Annotated in this window: 24 protein-coding genes, 2 tRNA genes and 3 other RNA genes; 15 read left to right on the top strand and 14 right to left on the bottom strand. The window is 54.3% G+C overall.

The genetic code is table 11. From position 1 onward, the window contains the following. Positions 1 to 49: 49 nt before the first annotated feature. Positions 50 to 901 (bottom strand): 4-(cytidine 5'-diphospho)-2-C-methyl-D-erythritol kinase, encoded by an 852-nt coding sequence (gene ispE, locus WB371_RS14630; RefSeq protein ID WP_336220777.1) that lies wholly within the window; start codon positions 899 to 901, stop codon positions 50 to 52. After that, positions 898 to 1,521, bottom strand: coding sequence for a lipoprotein insertase outer membrane protein LolB (gene lolB / locus WB371_RS14625; RefSeq protein ID WP_336220776.1), 624 nt, complete (start codon positions 1,519 to 1,521; stop codon positions 898 to 900). Before lolB ends, ispE begins: the two co-directional genes overlap by 4 nt. A 201-nt stretch (positions 1,522 to 1,722) precedes the next feature. On the opposite strand from lolB, the gene hemA reads away from it, so the two are divergent. Genes hemA through kdsA form a run of 6 tightly spaced genes read left to right on the top strand, consistent with a single transcriptional unit; the run spans position 1,723 to position 7,031 of the window. After that, a complete protein-coding gene (gene hemA, locus WB371_RS14620; RefSeq protein WP_336220775.1) occupies positions 1,723 to 2,979 on the top strand; it encodes a glutamyl-tRNA reductase in 1,257 nt (418 codons plus the stop codon). Positions 2,980 to 3,020: 41 nt separating this feature from the next. Beyond that, complete coding sequence (gene prfA, locus WB371_RS14615; RefSeq protein WP_336220774.1) at positions 3,021 to 4,103, top strand: peptide chain release factor 1; 1,083 nt, start codon at positions 3,021 to 3,023, stop codon at positions 4,101 to 4,103. After that, complete coding sequence (prmC, locus tag WB371_RS14610; RefSeq protein WP_336220773.1) at positions 4,103 to 4,939, top strand: peptide chain release factor N(5)-glutamine methyltransferase; 837 nt, start codon at positions 4,103 to 4,105, stop codon at positions 4,937 to 4,939. The genes prfA and prmC overlap by 1 nt, the downstream gene beginning before the upstream one ends. After that, the gene (gene sirB2, locus WB371_RS14605; RefSeq protein WP_336220772.1) at positions 4,936 to 5,328 is read left to right on the top strand and encodes an invasion regulator SirB2; all 393 of its coding nucleotides are present in this window, start codon (positions 4,936 to 4,938) and stop codon (positions 5,326 to 5,328) included. The genes prmC and sirB2 overlap by 4 nt, the downstream gene beginning before the upstream one ends. A gap of 3 nt (positions 5,329 to 5,331) precedes the next feature. Continuing rightward, positions 5,332 to 6,141: an invasion regulator SirB1 gene (gene sirB1, locus WB371_RS14600; RefSeq protein ID WP_336220770.1), complete on the top strand. Its 810-nt coding sequence runs from the start codon at positions 5,332 to 5,334 to the stop codon at positions 6,139 to 6,141. Between the two features lie 35 nt (positions 6,142 to 6,176). Beyond that, positions 6,177 to 7,031, top strand: coding sequence for a 3-deoxy-8-phosphooctulonate synthase (gene kdsA / locus WB371_RS14595; RefSeq protein ID WP_336220769.1), 855 nt, complete (start codon positions 6,177 to 6,179; stop codon positions 7,029 to 7,031). A gap of 53 nt (positions 7,032 to 7,084) precedes the next feature. Here kdsA and chaA read toward each other — a convergent pair whose 3' ends face one another. Then, entirely contained in the window at positions 7,085 to 8,185 is a 1,101-nt protein-coding gene (gene chaA / locus WB371_RS14590; RefSeq protein ID WP_336220768.1) for a sodium-potassium/proton antiporter ChaA, read from the bottom strand. A 272-nt stretch (positions 8,186 to 8,457) separates the two neighbouring features. Between chaA and chaB the strand changes: the two genes are divergently transcribed. Next, entirely contained in the window at positions 8,458 to 8,688 is a 231-nt protein-coding gene (gene chaB / locus WB371_RS14585) for a putative cation transport regulator ChaB (protein WP_336220960.1), read from the top strand. A 196-nt stretch (positions 8,689 to 8,884) separates the two neighbouring features. Next, the gene (locus WB371_RS14580; protein WP_336220767.1) at positions 8,885 to 9,580 is read left to right on the top strand and encodes a gamma-glutamylcyclotransferase; all 696 of its coding nucleotides are present in this window, start codon (positions 8,885 to 8,887) and stop codon (positions 9,578 to 9,580) included. A gap of 30 nt (positions 9,581 to 9,610) precedes the next feature. Here the strand turns inward: WB371_RS14580 and WB371_RS14575 are convergent, their stop codons facing one another. Both WB371_RS14575 and WB371_RS14570 read right to left on the bottom strand, forming a co-directional pair. Further along, complete coding sequence (locus tag WB371_RS14575) at positions 9,611 to 9,856, bottom strand: DUF1883 domain-containing protein (RefSeq protein WP_336220766.1); 246 nt, start codon at positions 9,854 to 9,856, stop codon at positions 9,611 to 9,613. A 262-nt stretch (positions 9,857 to 10,118) separates the two neighbouring features. Beyond that, positions 10,119 to 10,472 (bottom strand): DsrE/DsrF/TusD sulfur relay family protein, encoded by a 354-nt coding sequence (locus WB371_RS14570; protein ID WP_336220765.1) that lies wholly within the window; start codon positions 10,470 to 10,472, stop codon positions 10,119 to 10,121. 209 nt (positions 10,473 to 10,681) lie between these two features. On the opposite strand from WB371_RS14570, the gene WB371_RS14565 reads away from it, so the two are divergent. Further along, positions 10,682 to 12,088, top strand: a complete 1,407-nt coding sequence (locus WB371_RS14565; RefSeq protein WP_336220764.1) for a YchO/YchP family invasin — start codon at positions 10,682 to 10,684, stop codon at positions 12,086 to 12,088. On the opposite strand, the gene narL is transcribed toward WB371_RS14565, so the two are convergent. Further along, the gene (gene narL / locus WB371_RS14560) at positions 12,089 to 12,739 is read right to left on the bottom strand and encodes a two-component system response regulator NarL (protein ID WP_336220763.1); all 651 of its coding nucleotides are present in this window, start codon (positions 12,737 to 12,739) and stop codon (positions 12,089 to 12,091) included. After that, positions 12,732 to 14,528, bottom strand: a complete 1,797-nt coding sequence (narX, locus tag WB371_RS14555; RefSeq protein ID WP_336220762.1) for a nitrate/nitrite two-component system sensor histidine kinase NarX — start codon at positions 14,526 to 14,528, stop codon at positions 12,732 to 12,734. The genes narL and narX overlap by 8 nt, the downstream gene beginning before the upstream one ends. Positions 14,529 to 14,880: 352 nt before the next feature. Here narX and WB371_RS14550 point away from each other — a divergent pair, with 352 nt between their 5' ends. From WB371_RS14550 to narI, 5 genes are all read left to right on the top strand, one after another. Beyond that, complete coding sequence (locus WB371_RS14550) at positions 14,881 to 16,272, top strand: NarK family nitrate/nitrite MFS transporter (RefSeq protein ID WP_336220761.1); 1,392 nt, start codon at positions 14,881 to 14,883, stop codon at positions 16,270 to 16,272. 390 nt (positions 16,273 to 16,662) lie between these two features. Beyond that, positions 16,663 to 20,406: a nitrate reductase subunit alpha gene (locus WB371_RS14545; RefSeq protein WP_336220760.1), complete on the top strand. Its 3,744-nt coding sequence runs from the start codon at positions 16,663 to 16,665 to the stop codon at positions 20,404 to 20,406. Next, complete coding sequence (narH, locus tag WB371_RS14540) at positions 20,403 to 21,938, top strand: nitrate reductase subunit beta (protein ID WP_336220759.1); 1,536 nt, start codon at positions 20,403 to 20,405, stop codon at positions 21,936 to 21,938. Before WB371_RS14545 ends, narH begins: the two co-directional genes overlap by 4 nt. Continuing rightward, a complete protein-coding gene (narJ, locus tag WB371_RS14535) occupies positions 21,935 to 22,645 on the top strand; it encodes a nitrate reductase molybdenum cofactor assembly chaperone (RefSeq protein WP_336220758.1) in 711 nt (236 codons plus the stop codon). The genes narH and narJ overlap by 4 nt, the downstream gene beginning before the upstream one ends. Continuing rightward, the gene (narI, locus tag WB371_RS14530; protein ID WP_336220757.1) at positions 22,645 to 23,322 is read left to right on the top strand and encodes a respiratory nitrate reductase subunit gamma; all 678 of its coding nucleotides are present in this window, start codon (positions 22,645 to 22,647) and stop codon (positions 23,320 to 23,322) included. The genes narJ and narI overlap by 1 nt, the downstream gene beginning before the upstream one ends. A gap of 222 nt (positions 23,323 to 23,544) precedes the next feature. On the opposite strand, the gene WB371_RS14525 is transcribed toward narI, so the two are convergent. From WB371_RS14525 to WB371_RS14495, 7 genes are all read right to left on the bottom strand, one after another. Further along, a non-coding RNA gene (locus WB371_RS14525) (RtT sRNA) lies at positions 23,545 to 23,675 on the bottom strand. A gap of 45 nt (positions 23,676 to 23,720) precedes the next feature. Further along, positions 23,721 to 23,851: non-coding RNA, RtT sRNA (locus tag WB371_RS14520), on the bottom strand. Between the two features lie 46 nt (positions 23,852 to 23,897). After that, positions 23,898 to 23,982: transfer RNA gene (locus WB371_RS14515), tRNA-Tyr, on the bottom strand. Positions 23,983 to 24,014: 32 nt separating this feature from the next. After that, positions 24,015 to 24,146: non-coding RNA, RtT sRNA (locus WB371_RS14510), on the bottom strand. Between the two features lie 43 nt (positions 24,147 to 24,189). Next, a tRNA-Tyr gene (locus WB371_RS14505) sits at positions 24,190 to 24,274 on the bottom strand. Between the two features lie 295 nt (positions 24,275 to 24,569). After that, positions 24,570 to 25,412 carry a formyltetrahydrofolate deformylase gene (purU, locus tag WB371_RS14500; protein ID WP_336220756.1) on the bottom strand — a complete coding sequence of 281 codons (843 nt, stop codon included), beginning with the start codon at positions 25,410 to 25,412 and terminating at the stop codon, positions 24,570 to 24,572. Positions 25,413 to 25,467: 55 nt separating this feature from the next. Continuing rightward, positions 25,468 to 25,917: a YchJ family protein gene (locus WB371_RS14495; protein ID WP_336220755.1), complete on the bottom strand. Its 450-nt coding sequence runs from the start codon at positions 25,915 to 25,917 to the stop codon at positions 25,468 to 25,470. A gap of 105 nt (positions 25,918 to 26,022) precedes the next feature. Between WB371_RS14495 and rssA the strand changes: the two genes are divergently transcribed. Beyond that, positions 26,023 to 26,931: a patatin-like phospholipase RssA gene (rssA, locus tag WB371_RS14490; protein ID WP_336220754.1), complete on the top strand. Its 909-nt coding sequence runs from the start codon at positions 26,023 to 26,025 to the stop codon at positions 26,929 to 26,931. The last annotated feature ends 41 nt before the right edge of the window (positions 26,932 to 26,972 follow it).

The following is a 26,972-nucleotide window of genomic DNA, read 5'->3' as shown; positions in this document are numbered from 1 at the left end:
GCAACGTCTGGAACAAGGTGACGTTGTCACCGAAACTCAGCTTGCCCGGCTAAAGCATGGATTGATGGAGTGGAGAAAGATTGACACCCTTAGCCACAAAGCCATTAAACCATTCCGGGGCTTGCTTAAGCACCTGCCGGGCACGAGACTCTGTATCGAATTCAGCAAAGACACAGGCCCCTGTACCAGTCAGGCGCGACGGCGCGTATTCTAACAGCCAGGAAAGCGCCGCATCAACCTCGCGAAAACGTTTTCTTGCGATAACCTCGCAATCATTGCTGAATTCACATTTTAATAACGTTTCTGTTGACCTTTTTGGCGTATTGCGGGGGAGGTCCGGGTCGTTAAAAATCAACGGCGTGGGAATACTGACGCCGGGGTGTGCCACCAGATACCATTTTTCAGCGGGTTCTACTGGCGTCAGGATTTCACCCACGCCTTCGGCAAAGGCGGCGTGTCCGCGGACAAATACCGGCACGTCGGCGCCAAGCGTGAGTCCCAACGCCGCCAGCTCGTCCAGCGATAGCCCGCATTGCCAGATGTGGTTCAGCGCCACCAGCACCGTTGCGGCATTCGATGAACCGCCGCCGAGACCGCCGCCCATGGGCAGGCGTTTCTCTATACGGATATCGGCGCCGCTTCCGGTTGCCAGACGGTCGCTGTCTGCCGCTGTCTTCATCAGCAGCCGCGCTGCACGAACAATCAGGTTGTCTTCATGTTCAACGCCTTCAACGGGCGTTAAGAGATGAATTTCGCCGTCGGTTCGCGGCGTTATGCTGATTGTGTCGCCGTAATCGAGGAACTGAAAGAGTGTTTGCAGCGTGTGATAACCATCCGCACGCCGCCCGGTGATGTATAAAAACAGATTCAGCTTTGCCGGAGAGGGCCACTGGGTCATCATTTTACAATCCAGTTATCCATTTTCAGCTTAATACGCTGAGCACCGTCGGAAAGCTCCATATTGGCGGGCATCGCCGGAGTGGTTTTGTCATCGTACGCGCTGTAGACCACTTTCCAGTTTTTCCCGTCCTGGCTGTAATTCACTTCGCTCAGCCGGTACTGGCTATCGAGTTTATAGTCAGTAGCCTCACCCGGCAGTCCGAGGATCCACTGGCGCAGGCTGTTCAGTGGAATGGGCATACCGGTGAGTTTGCCAATCATCTCTTCCGCATCGTCCGAGGTATAACGCTGGCCTTTGTTATCCATTAACTGTACGTTGCCCGGTTGCGCATTGAGTTCCAGTTCGGTGCTGCCAAGCGGGTTCGTCAGCAGCAGGCGATAGCGATCCTGCCCGGTCTGTTGCCAGAAAAAGCGCGCATAAACTTTTTGCTCGTCAGAGATATAGGCAAACGCGCCGCGTGTCTGATACTGGTTTAACTGGCGCACCTCCTGCTGATGTTGACGCCACTCGGGTGAATCCGGGCTCTTCCCCGGGCCTTTCGGCGCATTGAGCGTACAGGCGGTCAGAACCAGGCTTGCCAGCGGAAGCAGGCGGATCAGGCGAAAATCAGGCAGGGTCATAGTGATGACAAATCCTTGTGATACGTTGCAATAATAACCCTTAATGCTAGCGCCGTGCGGGTATATCGTCTACGTTCACGTTATCTTAATTTTTACAGCAAGCTATTACTCCAAAAGGGGGCGTTCTCTTTTATTGATTACGCGCATCCTGTATGATGCGAGCAGACTAACCATATCAACGCTGGTATTATTCCCGCAGACATGACCCTTTTAGCGCTCGGTATTAACCATAAAACGGCACCTGTATCGCTGCGAGAACGTGTAACGTTTTCGCCGGATACGCTCGATCAGGCGCTGGACAGCCTGCTTGCGCAGCCGATGGTGCAGGGCGGTGTGGTGCTGTCAACCTGTAACCGCACGGAGTTATATCTCAGCGTTGAAGAGCAGGACAATCTGCAAGAGGCGCTGATTCGTTGGCTTTGCGACTTCCATAATCTCAACGAAGACGATCTGCGCAGTAGTCTCTACTGGCATCAGGATAACGATGCCGTCAGCCATCTGATGCGTGTCGCCAGCGGCCTCGATTCACTGGTGCTTGGCGAGCCGCAAATTCTCGGTCAGGTGAAGAAAGCCTTTGCGGATTCGCAGAAAGGTCACCTTAACGCCAGCGCGCTGGAGCGCATGTTCCAGAAATCCTTCTCCGTCGCGAAACGCGTACGTACTGAAACCGAAATTGGCGCCAGCGCGGTGTCGGTGGCATTTGCCGCCTGTACGCTGGCGCGCCAAATCTTTGAATCGCTCTCGACAGTCACCGTTTTGCTGGTCGGAGCGGGCGAAACCATTGAGCTGGTGGCGCGTCATCTGCGCGAACACAAAGTACAGAAAATGATAATCGCCAACCGCACCCGCGAGCGTGCGCAGGTGCTGGCTGATGAAGTGGGGGCGGAAGTGATTGCCCTCAGCGATATCGATGAACGTCTACGGGAAGCCGATATCATTATCAGTTCAACCGCCAGCCCGCTGCCGGTCATCGGCAAAGGGATGGTGGAGCGCGCCCTGAAAAGTCGCCGTAACCAGCCCATGCTTCTGGTGGATATCGCCGTTCCGCGCGATGTTGAGCCGGAAGTCGGCAAACTGGCAAACGCTTATCTCTACAGCGTTGACGATCTGCAAAGCATCATTTCGCACAATCTGGCGCAGCGTAAAGCCGCGGCAGTGGAAGCCGAAACGATTGTCGCGCAGGAAACCAGTGAGTTTATGGCCTGGCTACGCGCTCAGGGAGCCAGCGAGACCATTCGTGAATACCGCAGTCAGTCTGAGCAGATACGTGATGAACTGACCGCAAAAGCGCTCGCGGCCCTTGAACAGGGCGGTGATGCGCAGGCCATTATGCAGGATCTGGCGTGGAAACTGACCAATCGCCTGATTCACGCGCCAACCAAATCTCTTCAGCAGGCTGCCCGTAACGGGGATGACGAACGCCTGAATATCTTGCGCGACAGCCTCGGGCTGGAGTAGCAACACACACCCTTTTCTTTTTACAAGGTGCATTTACGCCTATGAAGCCCTCTATCGTTGCCAAACTGGAAGCCCTGCATGAACGCCATGAAGAAGTTCAGGCGCTGCTGGGTGATGCGGGAACCATCGCAGACCAGGATCGTTTCCGCGCGCTGTCGCGCGAGTATGCACAATTAAGCGATGTTTCCCGCTGTTTCACGGACTGGCAACAGATTCAGGACGATATCGAAACCGCACAAATGATGCTCGACGATCCTGAAATGCGTGAGATGGCGCAGGAAGAACTGCGCGAAGCGAAAGATAAAAGTGAACAACTGGAGCAGCAGTTGCAGGTTCTGTTGCTGCCGAAAGATCCGGATGATGAGCGCAACGCATTCCTGGAAGTTCGCGCCGGGACCGGCGGCGATGAAGCGGCGTTATTTGCCGGCGATCTGTTTCGTATGTACAGCCGCTATGCTGAAACACGCCGCTGGCGTGTGGAGATCATGAGCGCCAGCGAAGGCGAGCACGGCGGTTATAAAGAGATTATCGCCAAAATCAGCGGTGACGGCGTCTACGGTCGACTGAAGTTTGAATCGGGTGGACACCGCGTGCAGCGCGTTCCGGCTACGGAGTCTCAGGGGCGTATCCACACGTCAGCCTGTACGGTGGCGGTCATGCCAGAACTGCCGGAAGCTGAACTGCCGGACATTAACCCGGCCGATCTGCGTATCGATACTTTCCGATCCTCCGGTGCGGGCGGACAGCACGTTAACACCACGGATTCCGCCATCCGTATTACCCACCTGCCGACCGGCATTGTGGTGGAGTGCCAGGACGAGCGTTCGCAGCACAAAAACAAAGCCAAAGCGCTCTCGGTACTTGGCGCGAGAATCCGCGCGGCTGAGGTGGCAAAGCGCCAGCAGGCGGAAGCGTCCACGCGCCGTAACCTGCTGGGTAGCGGCGATCGCAGCGATCGCAACCGCACCTACAACTTCCCCCAGGGACGCGTGACCGATCACCGCATCAACCTGACGCTTTACCGTCTGGATGAAGCCATGGAAGGGAAACTGGATATGCTGATTGAGCCTATCGTGCAGGAATACCAGGCCGATCAACTGGCGGCGCTGTCCGAGCAGGAATAATGGATTTTCAGCACTGGTTAGGTGAGGCGATAAGCCAGCTCCAGGAGAGTGAAAGCCCGCGTCGTGACGCTGAGATTTTACTCGAACATGTGACCGGAAAACCGCGTACATACATTCTGGCGTTTGGCGAAACCGCGTTGAGCGAAGCACAGCAAGCACAACTGGCGACGTTGCTTTCGCGCCGCAAACAGGGAGAGCCCATCGCACATTTAACCGGCGTGCGTGAGTTCTGGTCGCTGTCGCTGTTTGTCTCTGCGGCAACGCTAATCCCGCGCCCGGATACCGAGTGTCTGGTGGAACAGGCGCTCGCGCGATTGCCGTCTGAACCGTGCCGCATTCTTGATCTCGGCACCGGCACCGGGGCGATTGCGCTGGCGCTGGCGTCCGAGCGTCCTGATTGTGAGGTCACGGCGGTAGACCGTATGCCGGATGCCGTCGAACTGGCGCGGCGTAATGCTGCTCATCTGGCAATAAAGAATGTCCGCATCCTGCAAAGCGACTGGTTTAGCGCGTTGTCGGGACCGCCGCCGTTCACAATGATTGTCAGCAACCCGCCGTACATTGACGAACAGGACTCGCACCTTTCACAGGGCGATGTCCGCTTCGAACCGTTGAGCGCTCTGGTCGCCGGAGATAACGGGATGGCTGATATTGCGCACATTATCGAACAATCTCGCGAACGGTTAGAGGCAGGCGGTTTTCTGCTTCTTGAGCACGGCTGGCAGCAGGGGAAAGCCGTGCGGGATGCGTTTACTCGTGCGGGATATCAGAATGTGGAAACCTGCCGCGATTATGGCGGTAACGAGCGGATTACGCTCGGACGTAAGTCTGTATGAACAGCGTTACGCTCTTAATTTACGCTCACCTCATCAGTATCGCGCTTTCCATTTGTCTGTTTGTGCTGCGTTTTGGGTGGCGTGAGACGCACAATCCACAGGCTCACGCACGCTGGACGCGTCGTGTTCCGCCGTTCATTGACACGCTTTTGTTACTCAGCGGCATCGGTTTGATAGCTAAAACGCACATCCTGCCATTCACGGAGCAGGGGACATGGCTGACTGAAAAGCTGTTTGGGGTTATCATTTACATCGTTTTGGGTTTTATCGCGCTTGATTACCGTCAGGCGCGCAGTCGGCAGGTGCGCTATAGCGCATTTCTGCTGGCGTTGGTGGTGCTGTACATCATCATTAAACTCGCCACCACAAAAATACCGTTACTGGGGTAAGTCATGAGGTCGTTAGCTGATTTCGAATTTAATAAAGCGCCACTGTGCGATGGAATGATCCTGGCATCGGAATCGATCCGCCTGGATTTTCCCTCGCAAACTGTCTATGACGAGCTGGAACGTCTGGTCAGCCTGGCGCGGGAAGAAATTAGCCAGCTCCTGTCTCAGGATGAGCAACTGGAAAAATTGCTGGCACTTTTCTACGGCGAGTGGGGTTTTTCGGACACCCGCGGCGTTTACCGTTTATCCGACGCATTATGGCTTGACCAGGTACTGAAGAACCGTCAGGGCAGCGCTGTTTCACTCGGAGCAATTTTACTGTGGATTGCCAACCGTCTGTCATTACCGCTGGTTCCGGTGATTTTCCCGACGCAGCTTATTTTGCGTATTGAATCGCTGGATGGTGAAATGTGGCTCATCAATCCGTTTAACGGCGAAACGTTAAATGAGCACACGCTGGAAGTGTGGCTCAAGGGGAATATCAGCCCGGTCGCGGAGTTATTTAACGAAGACCTGGATGAAGCTGATAACGCTGAGGTGATCCGCAAACTGCTGGATACGCTGAAATCTTCTCTCATGGAAGAACAGCAGATGGAGCTGGCGCTTCGTGCAAGTGAAGCATTATTACAGTTTAACCCGGAAGATCCGTATGAAATACGCGACCGTGGATTAATTTATGCGCAACTGGAATGTGAACATGTCGCGCTGACCGATTTAAGCTATTTCGTTGAACAGTGTCCGGAAGACCCGATCAGCGAAATGATTCGTGCGCAGATTAATAACATCTCGCATAAGCAAATTGTCCTGCATTAATTATTGATATTCTTACTCATCATTAAGGCGATCCTATGAAACAAAAAGTGGTTAGCATTGGCGACATCAAGGTAGCAAACGATCTGCCGTTCGTGCTGTTTGGCGGTATGAACGTGCTGGAATCGCGCGATCTGGCGATGCGCATTTGTGAGCACTACGTGACCGTTACCCAGAAACTGGGTATCCCTTACGTGTTCAAGGCCTCTTTTGATAAAGCCAACCGTTCCTCTATCCACTCTTACCGTGGACCGGGCCTGGAAGAAGGGATGAAAATCTTCCAGGAACTGAAACAGACCTTTGGCGTAAAAGTGATCACCGACGTTCACGAAGCGAGCCAGGCGCAGCCTGTTGCCGACGTTGTGGATGTGATTCAGCTCCCGGCTTTCCTCGCGCGTCAGACCGATCTGGTGGAAGCGATGGCAAAAACCGGCGCGGTCATCAATGTGAAAAAACCGCAGTTCGTGAGCCCAGGTCAGATGGGGAATATCGTGGATAAATTCCATGAAGGCGGTAACGACAAGGTGATCCTGTGTGACCGTGGGGCAAACTTCGGCTATGACAACCTGGTTGTTGATATGCTGGGTTTCAGCGTGATGAAAAAAGTCTCCGGCAACAGCCCGGTTATTTTCGACGTAACGCACGCCTTACAGTGCCGTGACCCGTTTGGCGCCGCATCTGGCGGTCGTCGTGGACAGGTTACCGAGCTGGCACGTGCCGGTATGGCGGTGGGGCTGGCGGGGCTGTTCATTGAGGCGCATCCGGATCCGGCTAACGCGAAATGTGACGGTCCGTCCGCGCTGCCGCTGGCAAAACTGGAGCCGTTCCTCGTTCAGATGAAAGCGATTGACGACCTGGTGAAAAGTTTCCCGGAACTGGATACCGAGAACTAAGCGTTACTAAACGAGAAAACCCCGCCGCGGCGGGGTTTTTTGTGCATGAGGGATCAGGCAAATATCGTCATCAGATAGGCGGCAAACAGCGCCAGATGCGCAGCGCCGTTCAGTACGTTGGTACGCCCCGTCGAAAATGAGATGTGGCACAAGACCAGTGACGCCACCATCACGACCATTTCCGGGGCGCCTAGGCCGAAGACCAGGTCATTACCCGTCGCCCACGCAATCAGCGTTACCACCGGCACCGTCAGAGAGATGGTTGCCAGCACCGAGCCAAAGAACAGGTTCATCGCTCGCTGCACCTGATTATTCAGTACCGCTTTCAGTGCGCCAAGACCTTCAGGGGAGAGGATCAGCAGGGCCACCAGGAAACCGGTAAAGGCCACCGGAGCATTCAACTCGGTCAGCAACGTCTCCAGCGGGTTCGCGTTCATCTTGGTCACGGCAATCACCGCGATAAGATGAATCACCAGCCAGGCGGCGTGCCAAACGTTGCTGTGTGCAGAAGGCTTACCGTGATGAGGGTCGTCGTCATCGCTCTCATCTTCATGCTCGTAAACAAACAGACTCTGGTGAGTTTTGGTCTGAATCAGCAGGAACACGCCATACATCGCGGCGGAAATTAAGGCGACTAACAGCGCCTGACCCGTGGTGAAATTCGCGCCGGGCAGCGCCATTGGAAACACCAGAACAATAATCGCCAGCGGAAACAGGGCAATTAAATACTGTTTAATGCCAAACAGGTTCATATATTGGGTGGCGAATTTACGCCCGCCCAATAATAGCGAGAAGCCAACCAGTCCGCCGGTGACAATCATAATGATGGAATAGAGCGTGTCGCGCATCAGTGTCGGCGCGGCGTCGCCGGTTGCCATTAAGGCGGAAATCAAACTCACTTCCAGAATAACCACTGACAGGCTCAGAATGAGTGAACCATAGGGCTCACCGAGACGGTGGGCTAATACGTCGGCGTGGCGAACGACGCTGAAGGCACTACTTAAAATACCCACCAGGGCAAGAATGTTTATGCCGATAACCGCTGGTAGTGAATGGCTGCTTCCCCAAAGGAACAGCACTACCAGCGCCACAATCGGGAAAATAAGCGATGTCTCCTTGTGGCGGGTTTTTACCGCCTCTTGTGCATGTGTCATTGATGCTCTCCATCTCTGCAGGTCAATTTTAGTTATAAATGTAATAAAGATTGTAAAAAATAACAGAAATGTGGGCTTACTGGGCATGTTTTACGAAATTTTACGGCTTTGCAGATATTTTTCCTCAAAACGCGAATAAAAGGGACTCTTGTTTATAGAGTATTTAAATAACAGATCCTTATAAAACGAAAATTCTTAATCATCGCTGCGCGAGTGGCGATGAAGATCGTTGTTAGCCACACTTAAGGTGTAGCCAAAAAAAGGAGGTAATGATGCCCTATAAAACAAAAAAAGATCTGCCTGATAGCGTCCAACACGTATTACCCGCTCACGCTCAGGATATTTATAAAGAAGCCTTCAACAGCGCCTGGGAGCAATATAAAGAGAAGGCCGAACGCCGTGACGATGCCACGCGCGAAGAGACGGCACATAAAGTCGCGTGGGCTGCGGTGAAAAATGGTTACGAAAAAGGTGACGATGACAAATGGCACAAGAAACCATAACCACTTAATGGGTAAGGATTAAATTTTCGCCAGAGATGACAGCGTTGGCGAATCGTGCTACCCGTGGCGGCAGCTGCCTTGCCAGCGGCCTGTGAATTGCATATTGTCCTGCTATTGGTTTCAAAATGAGCAGTTAAAATGCCCGGAAGGCGTCAAAAAGTTGTCGCAGGGATGTATGCAGTGGCGGAGGTGTAAGGTGTTAACGCGTGATTTCTTGATGAATGCCGATTGTAAAACGGCATTTGGTGCTATTGAAGAATCACTCTTATGGTCAGCAGAACAGCGTGCAGCGTCCCTTGCCGCGACGCTGGCCTGCAGACCCGATGATGGACCGGTGTGGATCTTCGGTTATGGATCGTTGATGTGGAACCCGGCACTCGAATATGAAGAATCCTGTACCGGCACGCTGGTGGGGTGGCATCGGGCATTTTGTCTGCGTCTTACCGCAGGTCGCGGTACGGCATGCCAGCCCGGTCGTATGCTTGCACTCAAAGAGGGCGGACGCACCACGGGGGTAGCCTATCGTCTGCCGGATAACGCGCTTGAGCAGGAGTTAACCTTGCTGTGGAAGCGTGAAATGATTACCGGCTGCTATTTACCCACCTGGTGCCAACTGGCGCTGGATGATGGCCGCACGGTCAATGCGCTGGTGTTCATTATGGATCCGCGCCATCCGCTCTATGAGTCCGACACGCGCGCACAAATTATCGCCCCGCTGATTGCCGCCGCCAGTGGACCGCTCGGTACTAACGCGCAGTACCTGTTTTCACTCGAACAGGAATTACAGAAACTGGGGATGCAGGATGAGTGCCTGAACGATCTGGTGGCTAACGTGCGCAGTTTGCTGGGAGAACCTCTGCCGGAAGGCGTCTTACGGCCCGGTTTTCTTTGAGTATTGCCCCTGAAAACAGGGGCAAATCGGTCAGGCGGCGATATAACTGATGGAATGCTCAAGCGACTGGCTGTGGCTGTCGATCAGTACGTTCCAGACGCCAGTATACGGGACGGTTAACCACGCATTATCACGATCCTGCACGCTTAAAATGTCTGCCTGCGTGTCTTTTACGTGTTTTTTCTCGCTCATCAAATGAATGTGGCAGCGCTCAGAACAACGCACCACCACGGTATCCCCGCCAAATAACTTCAAGCTTGCTTTTACTAATGCCATTTTTCACCCCGTTCTTGAAAACAACGTACTTCCTTACGGCAGCACTGCGTGATGTTGTTCACATTTTACCCATGGGAAATAACACCAAAGAGTGAGTTTTCTGATGCTGATTTTGATCAAAAAATGGCATAACGATTAAACAATAGTGACAAAATGCCGGAGAAAAGCGTGATCGGGCGCACTAACTTTGGGTAAAGATGCGTCCTGATAAGATTAAATTCGGAAATAACCGGCAATTTTAGCGAGCTTGCCTGATGTGGGTTCAGAAGGTCAGCACTTTATCAGCACCTAATGTCCACTGTGCCAGTTCAATCAGCGTGCCGACTTCCACGCCGTCAATCAGCGGCAGGGCGGTTACCCCACGACCATCCGTGCAGGTTTTACACAGTTTGACAGGCACGCTCTGGGCGGTAAGGATCTCCAGCATCTGCTGAATATTGTAACCTTCCGCCGGTTTCTGGCCTCGTAACCCCGCCGTCACGGCATCCGACATCAGAAACAGACGCAAGTCGAGATCCGTCGCCTGCTCGCGTAGCGCAATCGCCAGACGCAGACTGTTAAATAACGATTCGCTACCGTAGGCCGCACCGTTGGCGATGATCACAATCTTTTGCATGTTGACTCCTGTATACGGGGATGAGGGATTCGTCATCCCGTTATGTTACTCCGTGCACGCAGGGTTACCAATGAAAGTCTGCATAAACGCAAGAGCTGCTGACAGTCAGGATATTCCTGAAAGTGCGAGAAAGCCTGCAAAACGCGGGAGAGTCAGTTAAGCTTTTAGGGTGTTTTGTTAACCATCCGACGTAAGAAGTCATCACTGATTTGATTCGTTTTGCCTCTCATCCAGTACCACTTTATCTCCTCTTGCTGCTGGCAGGCGGTCATGCCCGCGCACAATCCTCATTTATGCATCAGGCAGAAAATCCTTTTGATAACAATCAGGACGGGTTGCCGGATTTGGCGCTGGCCCCGGAATCCCACGACGGTGAAAAACATTTTGCCGAAATGGTCAAAGCTTTTGGCGAAGCGAGCATGACGGACAACGGTCTGGATACCGGCGAGCAGGCCAGGCAGTTCGCCTTTGGTCAGGTGCGCGATGCGGTCAGCGAGCAGGTCAATCAGCATCTGGAGTCGTGGCTGTCGCCGTGGGGCAATGCCAGCGTGAATGTTCAGGTGGATAACGAAGGGCATTTCAACGGGAGCCAGGGCAACTGGTTTATTCCCTGGCAGGATAACGCACGTTACCTCGCCTGGAGTCAACTGGGGCTCACCCGGCAGGATGACGGACTGGTGAGTAATGTGGGTATTGGACAACGCTGGGCGCGGGACGGCTGGCTGCTGGGCTATAACACTTTCTACGACAATCTGCTGGATGAAAATTTGCAGCGCGGCGGTCTGGGGGCGGAAGCGTGGGGCGAACATTTACGCCTGTCGGCGAATTACTATCAGCCGTTTGCTTCGTGGCGCACGCACACGGATACGCTGGAACAACGCATGGCGCGCGGTTACGACCTGACCGCAGAAATGCGCCTGCCGTTTTACGAATATCTCAATACCCGTGTCAGCGTGGAACAGTATTTTGGCGACAGTGTCGACCTGTTTGACTCCGGTACGGGCTATCACAATCCGGTGGCGGTGAAGTTAGGACTTAGCTACACCCCGGTTCCGCTGGTCACGGTCACGGCTCAGCATAAGCAAGGGGAGAGCGGCGTCAGTCAGAACAACCTCGGGCTGAATTTGAATTATCGCTTTGGCGTCCCGTTGAAAAAACAGCTTGCCGCAAGCGAGGTGGCGCAGAGCAAGTCGTTGCGCGGCAGCCGGTATGATGCCCCGCAGCGTAATAACCTGCCAACCATGGCGTATCGTCAGCGCAAAACCCTGAACGTTTTTCTGGCGACACCGCTGTGGGATCTGCATTCGAGTGAGACGGTGCCCTTAAAATTACAGGTGCGCAGTTTGCATGGCATCCGCCATATTACCTGGCAAGGCGATACACAGGCGCTGAGCCTGACCTCTGGCGCAAATGCCAACAGTATTGATGGCTGGTCCATCATTATGCCAGCCTGGGACAGCAGCGAAGGAGCCGAAAATCGCTGGCGGCTGTCGGTGGTCATTGAAGATGAGAAAGGGCAGCGTGTCTCTTCCAATGAGATCACGCTCTCGCTGTCTGAACCGTTTATGGCAGTGCCGGATGACGATCCGCGCTGGAGATTGCTTCTGGAGGAGTAATCAGAAGATGCGTTCCTGATGCACCCACACCGCAGCTTCCACACGCGATTTCAGCTTCATTTTCTTCAGCATATGTTTCACATGGACCTTCACCGTGCTTTCCGTGATATCCAGACGGCGGGCAATCATCTTGTTCGGTAGCCCCTGGGCGATCAGCTTAAGAATATCGCGCTCACGCGGCGTTAACTGCGTAACGTCGCGATCGGTGGTGGCGCGGTTGGCGCGCAGACTGGCAGCAAGCACTGGCGTTAACGCTTCGCTTAATACCATTTCTCCGGCAGCGGCCTGTTGCAGGGACTTCAGCAGATCTTCCGGTTCCATATCTTTCAGCAGATAACCGTCCGCTCCGCGTTTCAGCGCCGTGACAACATCTTCTTCATGATTCGACACGCTGAACACCACAATGCGCCCGGAAAGTGCTTTTTCCCGCAGTTTGTCGAGAGTTTCCAGACCGTTCATGCCCGGCATGTTGAGGTCAAGCAGGATCAGATCCGGGTCCAGTGATTCGGCCAGTTCGATACCCTGTTCGCCGCTACTCGCTTCGCCAACGACAGTAATATCCGCCGCCATGCTGACAAGTTGTTTAACGCCGGTCCGCAGCATTGGGTGATCGTCGATGAGCAGGATGGTAGCCGGTTCCTGATTATTCATGGGTATCTCCTTGAACTTCTGTGAAGTAATGTTCGGGAATGAATGTGACAGCGACTTCAGTGCCTCCCGTCTCGCGACGGCGAACCTGGCAATCACCGCGCAGGCTTTGTGCCCGGTCGCGCATAATGATCATGCCGTAATGGTTACTGCGTTCGGCGTTTTCCGGAACGCCGCAGCCGTTGTCCTGCACGGTCAATTTTACCTGCTTGCCTTTCTGCGCCACGGTAACAACGACCTCGTTGGCGTGCGAGTGTTTAAGTGCGTTGCTTAAGGCTTCGCGAGCAATTTGCAGCAGGTGAATTGCCTGATGCGAAGGCACCAGGCGCGGCGGCAACTGATAATCCAGTTTCACCGTAAAACCGAAACGGGCGCTGTACTCCTGGCAACTGGCCTCCAGCGCAGGGCGAAGACCTGGTTCGGTCAGTTGCAGGCGGAAAGTGGTTAGCAGTTCACGCAGTTGCGCCCATGAGGCGTTCAGTTCGTTGCGGATCTGGCTGAGCAAATCACGGCTATTGTCCGGCAGTGCGTCGCCCTGCATTTGCAGGCAACTCACCTGCATCTTCATACAGGAGAGTGATTGCGCAATGGAATCATGCAGTTCGCGCGCAATGGTTGCACGCTCTTCCATGACAATCAATTGCTGCTGGCGTTCCTGATTGCGGTCCAGCGCCAGCGTTGCGGTGAGTTGCTCGACTAAGGTATCCACCAGTTGCTGTTGATCATGACTCAGGTGACGCCCCTGGGGAAGGGTGGCCAGCAAAATCCCGTACTGGGTATGGGTGTCCGTTAAGCGCCATTTCAGCGTCATTCCACCTTCCGTCGCAGGCAGTGCGTCGCGCGGGCACAATTGACAGCCTTTATCATCACAGCTCAGGTCTGACTGACAGGTAAATTCCTGGTGATTGTCTTCATCTTCCTGGTCATACACCCGCAGTTCGATGTCATGTAGCTGGGTCAGATTTTGCAGGCCGTTCAGCACCGGGGAGAGGCGTTCGCACAGCGACACCGGCGAATGCAGGCGTCGGTTAGCCTGCCAGAGAAAAGAGAGGATCTGGTTTTTTTGCTCCAGTCCGGCAGTTTTTTCCCGGACGCGCTGTTCAAGCACGGAATAGCTTTCGGCCAGTTCATCGGACATGTTATTAAGCGCATCGCCCAGCATTGCCATTTCATTGCGTCCGCTGATTTGCGCGCGTTGCGTAAAATCGCGCTGGCTGACTGCTCGCGCCATCGACAGTAACTGTCTCCAGGGCTGAAGCAAACGCGCGCGTAACCAGATGATGGTAAAAACCAACAGCAGGGCCATGAAGATCGCCATCACCCGATGGACCATCACCACCCGCTCAATGCGCATCTCAGTCGTGTGATCAAACGCGGAGACGAGCTGGTCGAGTCCCGTCACGAAGCGGTTGACGTCAGCTGCGACAGCCTCTCTGCTGCTGGCATGCTGCAGACCCGGCGCGAGTTCGCTGTGCCAGTAGTCCTGTAGCGCCTTAAGCTGGCGCTGCTGACCGTCGCGTTCCGCCGCGCGGGTCAGTTCCTGACTGAACGCCGTCTGTTCCATTTCCTCTATCAGCCTCTGGTCGTCAGCGCTCAACGGCACTGCGGCGAACAGGCGATAACTTTGCATCCGCAGCGAACCCGCTTTATTAATGGCATGCGCGCTGCCCTGTACGCCCTGAACCAGCCAGCCAGAGACAGCCATGCCCGCCACGCCGATGGCGGTGGAAAGCATCACGATAAGTGCCACCTGGTTAACCAGGGTGAGCGGAGAGAGACAGCGTTTTAGCATAAAACCTTCTTTCTTCAGGCTTCCTGACAGTGCGGGGGAAACCTTAATGAATGACGAGAATGCCGGGCAGAGTCAGGCAGTGGCGTTATTCTCGGCTATCCCCTGGAGTATACCCATACCTAAAACGAGTTACCTCTTAATTGCCGCTGTCAGGAGGGGATTTGCGAAGGGGAGACCAGAGCAGAACAGCGCGGTGAAAAACCACATCTTTTTCACTGAAACGGTCTACTCACTTAGGGTGATCATCATTTTATGTGCGTCATAATGACCGCTTTTCCTTTGATTTATATCAACTTACCTCAAGCTGTAAACCCTAATGTGGCAGGCATCAAATCGAGTATCAGAGGTGTTTATGAGTCACTCATCCGTTCCCGAAAGGGCATCTGGGGCTGTCATTACAGAATGGCGACCGGAAGATCCGGCATTCTGGGAACAGCGTGGTCAACATATCGCCAGTCGCAACCTGTGGATCTCTGTCCCTTGTCTGTTGCTGGCGTTTTGCGTATGGATGTTGTTCAGTGCTGTGGCGGTGAACTTGCCGAAAGTCGGCTTTAACTTCACCACCGATCAGTTGTTTATGCTGACGGCGTTACCGTCAGTTTCCGGCGCGCTGTTACGAGTGCCTTACTCCTTTATGGTGCCGGTATTTGGTGGGCGCCGCTGGACCGCGTTCAGTACCGGGATCCTGATTATTCCTTGCGTCTGGTTAGGTTTTGCGGTGCAGGATACCTCCACCCCCTTCAGTACCTTCATTCTGATCTCGCTGCTTTGCGGTTTTGCGGGCGCAAACTTTGCGTCCAGCATGGCTAACATCAGCTTTTTCTTTCCCAGGCAGAAGCAGGGCGGTGCGCTGGGACTGAATGGCGGCCTGGGCAATATGGGCGTCAGCGTGATGCAACTGGTTGCGCCGCTGGTGGTTTCCCTGTCAATCTTCGCTATTTTTGGCAGCCACGGTGTCGAACAACCGGATGGAACGCAACTTTATCTGGCAAACGCCGCGTGGATTTGGGTGCCGTTCCTTGCCATTTTTACCCTCGCGGCCTGGTTTGGCATGAACGAACTGGCGACCTCTAAAGCGTCACTGAAAGAACAATTGCCGGTTCTCAGGCGCGGTCACTTGTGGATCATGAGTCTGCTGTATCTGGCAACGTTTGGTTCGTTCATCGGGTTTTCTGCCGGGTTTGCCATGCTGTCGAAAACCCAGTTCCCGGATGTGCAAATCCTGCATTATGCGTTCTTTGGCCCGTTCATCGGTGCGCTGGCGCGTTCGGCGGGCGGGTCAATTTCTGATCGTTTAGGCGGTACCCGCGTCACGCTGGTGAACTTTGTGTTGATGGCCATTTTCAGCGGCCTGCTGTTCCTGACGTTACCGACGAACGGCACGGGCGGTAGCTTCATTGCGTTCTTCGCTGTGTTCCTCGCGCTGTTTATGACGGCAGGTCTGGGGAGCGGTTCTACCTTCCAGATGATCTCAGTGATTTTCCGTAAACTGACGATGGATCGCGTGAAAGCAGAAGGCGGGTCTGAAGAAAAAGCGATGCGTGAAGCAGCAACCGATACGGCCGCGGCGTTGGGTTTTATCTCCGCAATCGGCGCGATTGGCGGGTTCTTTATCCCGAAAGCGTTTGGGACTTCGCTGGCGTTAACCGGCTCGCCGGTGGGCGCAATGAAAGTCTTCCTGATCTTTTATATCGCCTGTGTGGTGATCACCTGGGCGGTATACGGACGGCATTCTAAAAAGTAAAAAAGCAGTAGTTTGATTATCCATTGCGCGGCGTTAGACCGCGCTTTTTTTGTTCCTTGATTAGTTACAACATACTATCGGTTTTATCACCCGCGCCGTTCTGTTTGTCTCTCATCCGAAGATGTCTCCAGGGGCATACCCCTTAATACCCACGGGTAAAGAATTTAACATTTACTGAAAACAGATAAATAAAAATAGTCAATAAAATCATAGTAATAAACTATCCTCTTAAATCCCTCAAAAGGGGTATGTCAAAATTTGCCCTCCATTTTCAACCCTGTCTGCCTTGATCGTTATCAATTCCCACGCCCTTTCAGAGCGTTACCGTCAGCAGCAATCTAGCAATGTCGATTTATCAGAGAGCCGTCAGGCTCCAACAGGAGAGAACCGATGAGTAAATTCCTGGACCGGTTTCGCTACTTCAAGCAGAAGGGTGAAACCTTTGCCGATGGGCACGGCCAGCTTCTCGACACTAACCGGGACTGGGAGGATGGCTACCGTCAGCGCTGGCAGCACGATAAGGTTGTGCGCTCAACCCATGGGGTAAACTGCACCGGCTCGTGTAGCTGGAAAATCTATGTCAAAAACGGGCTGGTCACCTGGGAAACCCAGCAAACCGACTATCCGCGCACCCGTCCGGATATGCCAAACCATGAACCGCGCGGCTGCCCGCGTGGTGCGAGCTACTCCTGGTATCTCTACAGTGCTAATCGTCTGAAATATCCGCTGATGCGCAAACGCCTGATGAAGATGTGGCGTGAAGCGAAAAAACTGCACAGCGATCCGGTTGACGCCTGGGCGTCCATCATCGAAGACGCTGATAAAGCAAAAAGCTTTAAACAAGCGCGTGGTCGTGGTGGTTTCGTGCGTTCCTCCTGGCAGGAAGTGAATGAGCTGATTGCCGCATCAAACGTCTATACCGTCAAAACTTACGGCCCGGACCGCGTGGCAGGCTTTTCGCCCATCCCGGCAATGTCGATGGTTTCTTACGCCTCTGGCGCGCGCTACCTTTCCCTGATTGGCGGTACCTGCCTGAGTTTCTACGACTGGTATTGCGATTTGCCGCCAGCCTCTCCGCAAACGTGGGGTGAGCAGACGGACGTACCCGAATCCGCTGACTGGTACAACTCCAGCTACATCATTGCCTGGGGCTCTAACGTGCCACAGACCCGTACGCCGGATGCGCACTTCTTTACCGAAGTTCGCTATAAAGGCACTAAAACTGTTGCGGTGACGCCGGACTATGCTGAAATCGCCAAACTGTGCGATCTCTGGCTGGCACCGAAGCAGGGCACCGATGCGGCAATGGCGCTGGCGATGGGACACGTCATGCTGCGCGAGTTTCACCTCGACAACCCAAGCCAGTACTTTACCGACTATGTCCGCCGTTATACCGACATGCCGATGCTGGTCATGTTGGAAGAACGTGATGGCTACTATGCGGCAGGCCGACTGCTGCGTGCGGCCGATCTGGTTGATTCGCTGGGTCAGGAAAATAACCCAGAGTGGAAAACGGTTGCTATCAACAACAATGGCGAGATGGTTGCGCCGAACGGTTCTATCGGTTTCCGTTGGGGTGAGAAAGGCAAATGGAACCTCGAGCAGCGCGACGGCACAACCGGCGCCGAAACTGAACTGCAACTGAGTCTGCTGGGCAGCCAGGACGAAATCGCCGAAGTGGGCTTCCCGTATTTCGGTGGTGAAGGCACTGAGCACTTCAATAAAGTTGAGCTGGAGAATGTGCTGCTGCACAAACTGCCAGCTAAACGCCTGCAACTGGCTGACGGCACCGTCGCGCTGGTTACCACCGTTTACGACCTGACCATGGCTAACTACGGGCTGGAGCGAGGTCTGAACGACGCCAACTGCGCCACCAGTTATGACGACGTCAAGGCTTACACGCCGGCGTGGGCAGAGCGGATTACCGGCGTACCACGCGCACAGATCACCCGAATTGCGCGTGAATTTGCTGATAACGCCGATAAGACGCACGGTCGTTCGATGATTATTGTCGGTGCCGGTTTGAACCACTGGTATCACCTCGATATGAACTATCGCGGCCTGATCAATATGCTGATGTTTTGTGGCTGCATCGGCCAGAGCGGCGGCGGCTGGGCACACTATGTCGGCCAGGAAAAACTGCGTCCGCAGACCGGCTGGCAGCCGCTGGCGTTTGCCCTCGACTGGCAGCGTCCGGCTCGTCACATGAACAGCACCTCTTATTTCTATAACCACTCCAGCCAGTGGCGCTATGAGACGGTCACCGCCCAGGAACTGTTGTCACCGCTGGCGGATAAATCACGCTACAGCGGTCACCTGATTGACTTCAATGTGCGTGCTGAGCGCATGGGCTGGCTGCCGTCTGCACCGCAGTTGGGGACGAACCCGCTGACAATCGCTGAAGAGGCGAAGAAAGCGGGAATGACCGTGGTGGATTACACCGTCAAGTCGCTGAAAGAGGGGTCAATCCGTTTCGCCGCAGAGCAGCCGGAAAACGGAAAAAACCATCCACGTAATCTGTTTATCTGGCGCTCTAACCTGCTCGGGTCTTCCGGTAAGGGCCATGAGTACATGCTGAAATACCTGCTGGGCACTGAAAACGGGATCCAGGGGAAAGATCTGGGTCAGCAGGGCGGTGTGAAGCCGGAAGAGGTGGAATGGCAGGACAACGGTCTCGACGGCAAACTGGATCTGGTGGTGACACTGGATTTCCGTCTGTCGAGCACCTGCCTCTATTCCGACATCGTCTTACCGACCGCGACCTGGTACGAAAAAGACGACATGAATACGTCGGATATGCATCCGTTTATTCATCCGCTGTCTGCCGCCGTTGACCCGGCCTGGGAATCGAAAAGCGACTGGGAAATTTATAAAGCCATCGCGAAGACATTCTCGGAAGTCTGCGTGGGGCATCTCGGTAAAGAAACTGATGTGGTCACGCTGCCCATCCAGCACGACTCCGCCGCCGAACTGGCGCAGCCGCTGGAGGTGAAGGACTGGAAAAAAGGCGAATGCGACCTGATCCCTGGCGTAACCGCGCCACACATTATGACCGTCGAACGTGACTATCCCGCAACCTATGAGCGCTTCACCTCTATCGGTCCCTTGATGGAGAAAATCGGTAACGGCGGTAAAGGGATTGCCTGGAACACCCAGAGCGAAATGGATCTGCTGCGTAAGCTCAACTACACCAAAGCGGACGGTCCGGCGAAAGGCCAGCCGATGCTCAACACCGCCATTGACGCGGCGGAGATGATTCTGACGCTGGCACCGGAAACGAACGGCCACGTGGCGGTAAAAGCCTGGGCGGCGCTCAGTGAGTTTACCGGCCGCGACCATACCCATCTGGCGACCAATAAAGAAGAGGAGAAAATTCGCTTCCGCGATATCCAGGCGCAGCCGCGTAAGATTATCTCCAGCCCAACCTGGTCCGGTCTGGAAGACGAACACGTCTCGTATAACGCGGGCTATACCAACGTACACGAGCTGATTCCGTGGCGCACGCTGACCGGTCGTCAGTCGCTGTATCAGGATCACCAGTGGATGCGTGATTTCGGCGAAAGCCTGCTGGTTTACCGTCCACCTATTGACACCCGTTCGGTGAAGGCGGTGATGGGTGAGAAATCCAACGGCAATCCGGAAAAAGCGCTCAACTTCCTGACGCCGCACCAGAAGTGGGGGATCCACTCCACTTACAGCGATAACCTGCTGATGCTGACCTTGTCGCGCGGTGGTCCGATTGTCTGGATGAGCGAAACCGACGCCAACGATCTGGGCATTGAAGATAACGACTGGATCGAAGTGTTCAACAGTAACGGTGCCCTGACGGCGCGTGCGGTAGTAAGCCAGCGCGTACCGGCCGGGATGACCATGATGTATCACGCGCAGGAGCGGATTGTGAACCTGCCGGGCTCTGAAATCACGCGGCAGCGCGGCGGGATCCATAACTCGGTAACCCGTATCACGCCGAAACCGACCCACATGATTGGCGGCTATGCGCAACTGGCTTATGGCTTTAACTACTACGGCACCGTTGGTTCGAACCGTGATGAGTTTGTCGTGGTACGTAAGATGAAGAACATTAACTGGCTGGATGGCGAAGGCAATGACCAGGTACAGGAGAGCGTAAAATGAAAATTCGTTCACAAGTCGGCATGGTGCTGAATCTCGATAAGTGCATCGGCTGCCACACCTGTTCCGTAACCTGTAAAAACGTCTGGACCAGCCGCGAAGGGATGGAATACGCCTGGTTCAACAACGTGGAAAGCAAACCAGGCGTGGGTTTTCCTAATGACTGGGAAAATCAGGAAAAATGGAAGGGCGGCTGGATCCGCAAAATCAACGGCAAACTCCAGCCGCGCATGGGCAACCGTGCGATGCTGCTCGGTAAAATCTTCGCCAACCCGCATCTGCCGGGCATTGACGACTATTACGAGCCGTTTGATTACGACTACCAGAATCTGCATTCTGCGCCGGAAAGCAAACATCAGCCGATCGCCCGTCCTCGCTCGCTGATAACCGGTAAGCGGATGGATAAAATCACCAGCGGTCCGAACTGGGAAGAAATTCTGGGTGGCGAATTTGAAAAACGCGCCAAGGACCAGAACTTCGGGAACATGCAGAAAGCGATGTACGGCCAGTTCGAAAACACCTTCATGATGTATCTGCCGCGCCTGTGTGAGCACTGCCTTAACCCGGCCTGTGTCGCGACCTGTCCGAGCGGGGCTATCTACAAGCGTGAAGAGGATGGCATCGTACTGATTGATCAGGATAAGTGCCGCGGCTGGCGGATGTGCATCACCGGCTGTCCGTACAAAAAGATCTACTTCAACTGGAAGAGCGGAAAGTCCGAGAAGTGCATCTTCTGTTATCCACGTATCGAAGCCGGTCAGCCGACGGTCTGTTCCGAAACCTGCGTGGGCCGGATCCGTTATCTCGGCGTACTGCTGTATGACGCCGATGCCATTGAGAACGCGGCGAGCACAGAGCATGAAAAAGATCTCTATCAGCGCCAACTGGATGTGTTCCTCGATCCGAACGACCCGGCGGTGATTGAACAGGCGCTGAAAGACGGTATCCCGCTGAGCGTGATTGACGCTGCACAGCAGTCGCCGGTCTATAAAATGGCGATGGACTGGAAGCTGGCGCTGCCGCTGCACCCGGAATACCGCACGTTGCCGATGGTGTGGTATGTGCCGCCGCTGTCGCCGATTCAGTCTGCTGCGGATGCGGGGGAACTGGGCAGTAACGGCATTCTGCCGGATGTAGACAGTTTGCGTATTCCGGTTCAGTACCTTGCTAACCTGCTCACCGCAGGCGATACCCAGCCGGTTCTGCTGGCGCTGAAACGGATGCTGGCGATGCGTCACTACAAACGCGCGGAAACCGTTGACGGTAAAGTGGACACCCGTGCGCTGGAAGAGGTTGGGTTAAGCGAAGCGCAGGCGCAGGAGATGTATCGCTATCTGGCGATTGCCAACTACGAAGATCGTTTCGTGGTACCGAGCAGCCATCGTGAACTGGCACGTGATGCGTTCCCGGAGAAAAGTGGTTGTGGCTTTACCTTCGGCGACGGTTGCCACGGGTCTGACAGCAAATTCAACCTGTTTAACAGCCGTCGCATTGATGCCATTGATGTGACCAGCAAAACGGAGCCGCACCAATGATTGAACTTGTCATTGTTTCGCGTCTGCTCGAGTACCCGGATGCTGCCCTGTGGCAGCATCAGCAGGAACTATACGATGCACTCGCGTCATCAGAAAATCTTGATAAAGAGGATGCGCATCAGCTCAGCGTTTTCCTGCGCGATTTAACCGCGCAGGAGATGCTGGATGTGCAGGCCAACTACAGCGAACTGTTCGACCGGGGGCGCGCAACCTCGCTGCTGCTGTTCGAACACGTTCACGGTGAATCCCGCGATCGCGGCCAGGCGATGGTCGATCTGATGGCGCAGTATGAGCAGCACGGCCTGGAGCTCGACAGCTGTGAACTGCCGGATCATCTGCCATTGTATCTGGAATATCTGGCGCAGTTACCGAAGAGTGACGCACTGGGCGGGTTGCAGGATATTGCCCCGATCCTGGCACTGCTGAGCGCACGCCTGCAACAGCGTGAAAGCCGCTATGCGGTGCTGTTCGATCTGCTGCTGAAGCTGGCGAATGCGGCAATCGACAGCGATAAAGTGGCGGAAAAAATCGCGGATGAAGTGCGTGACGATACGCCGCAAGCGCTGGATGCAGTCTGGGAAGAAGAGCAGGTGAAATTCTTTGCCGATCAGGGCTGCGGAGAGTCTGAAATCTCCGCTCACCAGCGTCGTTTTGCCGGTGCCGTCGCACCGCAATATCTGAATATCACCACCGGAGGACAGCAATAATGCACTTCCTGAATATGTTCTTCTTTGACATTTACCCGTACATTGCCGGGTCCGTGTTTCTGATTGGAAGCTGGCTGCGTTACGACTATGGTCAATACACCTGGCGCGCCGCGTCCAGTCAGATGCTGGATCGCAAAGGGATGAACCTGGCCTCAAACCTGTTCCACTTCGGGATTCTGGGGATTTTCGCTGGTCACTTCCTCGGTATGCTGACTCCGCACTGGATGTATGAAGCCTGGCTACCTATCGAAGTGAAGCAAAAAATGGCGATGATCGGCGGCGGCGCGGCGGGGCTCATGTGCCTCGTCGGGGGCGTCCTGCTGCTGAAACGTCGTCTGTTCAGCCCACGCGTTCGGGCGACCACCACCGGTGCGGATATCCTGATCCTCTCGCTGCTGGTGATCCAGTGTGCGCTGGGGTTGTCGACCATTCCGTTCTCCGCCCAGCATATGGACGGCAGCGAAATGATGAAGCTGGTTGGATGGGCGCAATCTGTGGTGACCTTCCACGGCGGCGCATCAGCGCATCTGGACGGCGTGGCGTTTATCTTCCGCCTGCATCTGGTATTGGGGATGACGTTGTTCCTGCTGTTCCCATTCTCACGCCTGGTGCACATCTGGAGCGCACCGGTTGAGTATCTGACACGCAAATACCAGATTGTTCGCGCGCGTCACTGAGCCTGCCTGTGATGTGGTTAAAACCCTGCTTCGGCGGGGTTTTTTATTGGGCACGGAGCTACCTGAATTGTCGGATGGCGCTGCGCTTATCCGACCTACATAATGGCGATCTGGTAGGCCCGGTAAACGAAGTGCCACCGGGCAAAGGCGATGTTTCATGCCAGGACAGAATAAATAGAGAATACAGAAAGTTGATGTGGCTGAAGTGCAACAGATAAGTGATGGTGGCGGGGGAAGGATTACTCAGCGCGTTGCGCTTCGCCCTTCGGGTCGTTGCCTGCGGCAACGCTTTCTCGCTACGCTCGAATCGAACCTTAGTCGAAGCTTCTCATCCTTCCCCGGACGGGCAGAACAGAGGGCAAAGCGTCGGGATGTGTGCGGATGCAATATAAAAGTGATGGTGGCGGGGGAAGGATTACTCAGCGCGTTGCGCTTCGCCCTTCGGGTCGTTGCCTGCGGCAACGCTTTCTCGCTATGCTCGAATCGAACCTTAGTCGAAGCTTCTCATCCTTCCCCGGACAGGCAGAACAGAGGGCATAAGCGTCGGGATGTGTGCGGGTGCAATATAAAAGTGATGGTGGCGGGGGAAGGATTCGAACCTTCGAAGTCGATGACGGCAGATTTACAGTCTGCTCCCTTTGGCCGCTCGGGAACCCCGCCAGGGGTGTGATGCTTTGATATCTCGAATGAGATGGTGGTGGGGGAAGGATTATTCGTCGCTTTGCTCCTCACCCTTCGGGTCGTTACCTACGGTAACGCTCTCTCGCTTACGCTCGAGTCGAACCTTAATCGAAGGTTCTCACCCTTCCCGGCAAGCGCAAACTTCTACATGGCTTATCGGGGTTGCTACATTGCTGTAGCGAAAAATGGTGGTGGGGGAAGGATTCGAACCTTCGAAGTCGATGACGGCAGATTTACAGTCTGCTCCCTTTGGCCGCTCGGGAACCCCACCACAGGGTTTGGTGTTTCATAGCTTGAAGGATTATCGTTACCTGCGGTAACGCTCTCTCGCTATGCTCGAGTCGAACTTCAAAGTCGATGACGGCAGGTTTGCAGTCAGCTACCTTATGATCGCTCGGGAACCCCACCACGGGGAAAGCTAATTACTGGCCTGCTTCCGCGTTGGGAAGCGGGGCGCATCATATCAAATGACGCGCCCCTGTAAAGTATTCCGGGAAGAAAATTAAACTGGTTGCCTGATTTTTATGCGCAAAGAGATAAAGGTAACCAATTTAGTAATCAATCGGTTAAAGAATAATCGTCCGGTTACCGTAAACAAAGACACGCTGGGCAAGCACCTGATATAACGCACGGCTCAGGACGTTCTTCTCGACATCTCGTCCGGCACGCATCATATCGTCTGCTGTGTAGGTGTGGTCCACATGGATGACGTCCTGCATGATGATCGGACCTTCGTCCAGATTGTCATTCACATAGTGCGCCGTCGCGCCGATGATCTTAACGCCACGCTCGTAAGCCTGATGGTAAGGCCGCGCGCCAATGAACGCTGGCAGGAACGAATGGTGAATATTGATAATCTTGTTCGGGAAACGCGCGACAAATTCCGGGGTCAGCACGCGCATGTATTTTGCCAGCACCACGTAGTCTGGTTGGTGTGCGTCAATGGCATCCGCCATCTGCTGATCGTGCTCTTCGCGGGTTAAGCCTTCATGACTAACCAGTTCAAACGGAATGTCGAAACGTTCTACCAGCGAACGCAGCGTATCGTGGTTGCCAATGACCGCGGCAATTTCAACATCCAGTCCGCCATAATTGGCTTTCATTAACAGATCGCCCAGGCAATGTGCTTCTTTGGTGACCAGAATTACCACGCGACGACGACCGGCAGGATTGAGTTCGCGAACAGAACCCTCAGGCAGCGCGCTGTCTAAATCGGCAAGCAGCGTGGAGTCATTAAAAATGCCTTCCAGTTCCGTGCGCATGAAGAAACGCCCGGTACGGTGGTCCACGAACTCATTGTTCTGCACGATATTCAGTTCATGTTTGTAGCAGATATTGGTAATGCGCGCGATCAGGCCCTTCTGGTCAGGGCAGATGGTACGAAGCACTTTTCGTTGTAAAGAATGCATTGCAGCGGTAATCCTGTTGATGATGTTTGCTGGTTTTAATACTGTCGGGCATTGATTAGCCGCAGCATTTTTTGAATTTTTTACCCGACCCGCAAGGGCAGGCGTCGTTGCGTCCAAACTGTGGGCGGGTACCGTCGATATAGTACCACTGACCGTTTTCTTTTAAAAAACGAGAACGTTCGATGATCGCTCCTGTTTTACCATGTTCACGAAAACGGGCGACAAAGCTGACGTAACCCACATCGCCCGTATCCGAATGTTCGAAAAGCGTCAGGCCCAGCCATTCGGTAGTGGCGAAACCGGCGCCGATCTCGTTCCGGAAGGTGGCCGCCTGGCACGATGGGTGCCAGGTTTTGATCAAATAATCTGCGTCTTTCATCACAAAAGCGCAATAGCGAGAGCGCATTAGGTGTGACGGATCGGGTGCTACTTGTTCACCAGACAGATATCGGTGGCAACATACGCTATACTCGACAGCGCTACCACAGGGACAAAGTTGAGACACGTAAAACTCCCTGGTAAAAAAGCGGATAAAAAGCGGGTAGCACTATGTTAACTGAGCGTTGGCGTTGTTGCTACGCCCGTAAGCCAGGGGAAGTCTGCGGTTCACATGAGAAAAATGAAAATAGGTCTGGCGCTGGGTTCAGGTGCTGCGCGAGGCTGGTCCCATATTGGGGTCATCAAAGCCCTCAAACATATGGGGATTGAGGTGGATATTGTCGCGGGGTGTTCCATCGGTTCACTGGTTGGCGCCGCCTATGCCTGCAATAAATTGCCTGCGCTTGAAGAATGGGTCTGCTCGTTTAGCTATTGGGATGTCCTTCGTCTGATGGATCTTTCCTGGCGACGGGGGGGACTGCTACGCGGCGAGCGAGTCTTTAATCAGTACCGGAATGTCATGCCGGTAGACGATATCGCGCTTTGTACTCGCCGTTTTGCCACAGTGGCAACCAATCTTAGTACCGGGCGTGAGCTATGGTTCACTGAGGGCGATTTGCATCTCGCTGTTCGCGCGTCCTGCAGCATCCCTGGCCTGATGTCTCCCGTTGCTCATAATGGTTATTGGCTGGTGGATGGCGGGGTTGTCAATCCTGTTCCCATTTCACTGACCCGCGCTTTAGGCGCAGACATTGTGATCGCGGTTGATCTACAACACGATGCGCACCTGATGCAGCAGGATTTGCTTTCGCTGAATGTCAGCGATGACAGCACTGAAACGGAAAGCGAAAGCCTCTCCTGGCGCGCGCGCCTGAAGGAGCGGTTGGGAAATATCACCGCACGTCGCGTTGCGACAGCGCCGACGGCGATGGAAATCATGACCACGTCGATTCAGGTACTGGAAAACCGCCTGAAAAGAAACCGTATGGCGGGTGATCCGCCCGATATATTGATACAACCGTTCTGTCCACAAATCTCCACCCTGGATTTTCATCGTGCCGATGCTGCCATTGCAGCAGGTCAACTGGCCGTGGAAAAAAAGATGGATGAACTTTTGCCTCTGGTACGTGCTGGCGTTTGATGCACCATTTTTATCTACACTTAAGCAAAATCTGACAGGCG

Source organism: Citrobacter amalonaticus (assembly GCF_037053465.1).
GTDB lineage: Bacteria > Pseudomonadota > Gammaproteobacteria > Enterobacterales > Enterobacteriaceae > Citrobacter_A > Citrobacter_A amalonaticus_H.
Note: the sequence above shows the minus strand (reverse complement) of the source record. Positions and strands in the feature narration are given on the sequence as shown.

Excerpts from the sequence above, each read along its gene's own strand:
- ispE (WP_336220777.1), bottom strand. The coding sequence starts at position 901 with ATGATGACCCAGTGGCCCTCTCCGGCAAAGCTGAATCTGTTTTTATAC.
- lolB (WP_336220776.1), bottom strand. The coding sequence starts at position 1,521 with ATGACCCTGCCTGATTTTCGCCTGATCCGCCTGCTTCCGCTGGCAAGC.
- hemA (WP_336220775.1), top strand. The coding sequence starts at position 1,723 with ATGACCCTTTTAGCGCTCGGTATTAACCATAAAACGGCACCTGTATCG.
- prfA (WP_336220774.1), top strand. The coding sequence starts at position 3,021 with ATGAAGCCCTCTATCGTTGCCAAACTGGAAGCCCTGCATGAACGCCAT.
- prmC (WP_336220773.1), top strand. The coding sequence starts at position 4,103 with ATGGATTTTCAGCACTGGTTAGGTGAGGCGATAAGCCAGCTCCAGGAG.
- sirB2 (WP_336220772.1), top strand. The coding sequence starts at position 4,936 with ATGAACAGCGTTACGCTCTTAATTTACGCTCACCTCATCAGTATCGCG.
- sirB1 (WP_336220770.1), top strand. The coding sequence starts at position 5,332 with ATGAGGTCGTTAGCTGATTTCGAATTTAATAAAGCGCCACTGTGCGAT.
- kdsA (WP_336220769.1), top strand. The coding sequence starts at position 6,177 with ATGAAACAAAAAGTGGTTAGCATTGGCGACATCAAGGTAGCAAACGAT.
- chaA (WP_336220768.1), bottom strand. The coding sequence starts at position 8,185 with ATGACACATGCACAAGAGGCGGTAAAAACCCGCCACAAGGAGACATCG.
- chaB (WP_336220960.1), top strand. The coding sequence starts at position 8,458 with ATGCCCTATAAAACAAAAAAAGATCTGCCTGATAGCGTCCAACACGTA.
- WB371_RS14575 (WP_336220766.1), bottom strand. The coding sequence starts at position 9,856 with ATGGCATTAGTAAAAGCAAGCTTGAAGTTATTTGGCGGGGATACCGTG.
- WB371_RS14570 (WP_336220765.1), bottom strand. The coding sequence starts at position 10,472 with ATGCAAAAGATTGTGATCATCGCCAACGGTGCGGCCTACGGTAGCGAA.
- narL (WP_336220763.1), bottom strand. The coding sequence starts at position 12,739 with ATGAATAATCAGGAACCGGCTACCATCCTGCTCATCGACGATCACCCA.
- narX (WP_336220762.1), bottom strand. The coding sequence starts at position 14,528 with ATGCTAAAACGCTGTCTCTCTCCGCTCACCCTGGTTAACCAGGTGGCA.
- WB371_RS14550 (WP_336220761.1), top strand. The coding sequence starts at position 14,881 with ATGAGTCACTCATCCGTTCCCGAAAGGGCATCTGGGGCTGTCATTACA.
- WB371_RS14545 (WP_336220760.1), top strand. The coding sequence starts at position 16,663 with ATGAGTAAATTCCTGGACCGGTTTCGCTACTTCAAGCAGAAGGGTGAA.
- narH (WP_336220759.1), top strand. The coding sequence starts at position 20,403 with ATGAAAATTCGTTCACAAGTCGGCATGGTGCTGAATCTCGATAAGTGC.
- narJ (WP_336220758.1), top strand. The coding sequence starts at position 21,935 with ATGATTGAACTTGTCATTGTTTCGCGTCTGCTCGAGTACCCGGATGCT.
- narI (WP_336220757.1), top strand. The coding sequence starts at position 22,645 with ATGCACTTCCTGAATATGTTCTTCTTTGACATTTACCCGTACATTGCC.
- purU (WP_336220756.1), bottom strand. The coding sequence starts at position 25,412 with ATGCATTCTTTACAACGAAAAGTGCTTCGTACCATCTGCCCTGACCAG.
- rssA (WP_336220754.1), top strand. The coding sequence starts at position 26,023 with ATGAGAAAAATGAAAATAGGTCTGGCGCTGGGTTCAGGTGCTGCGCGA.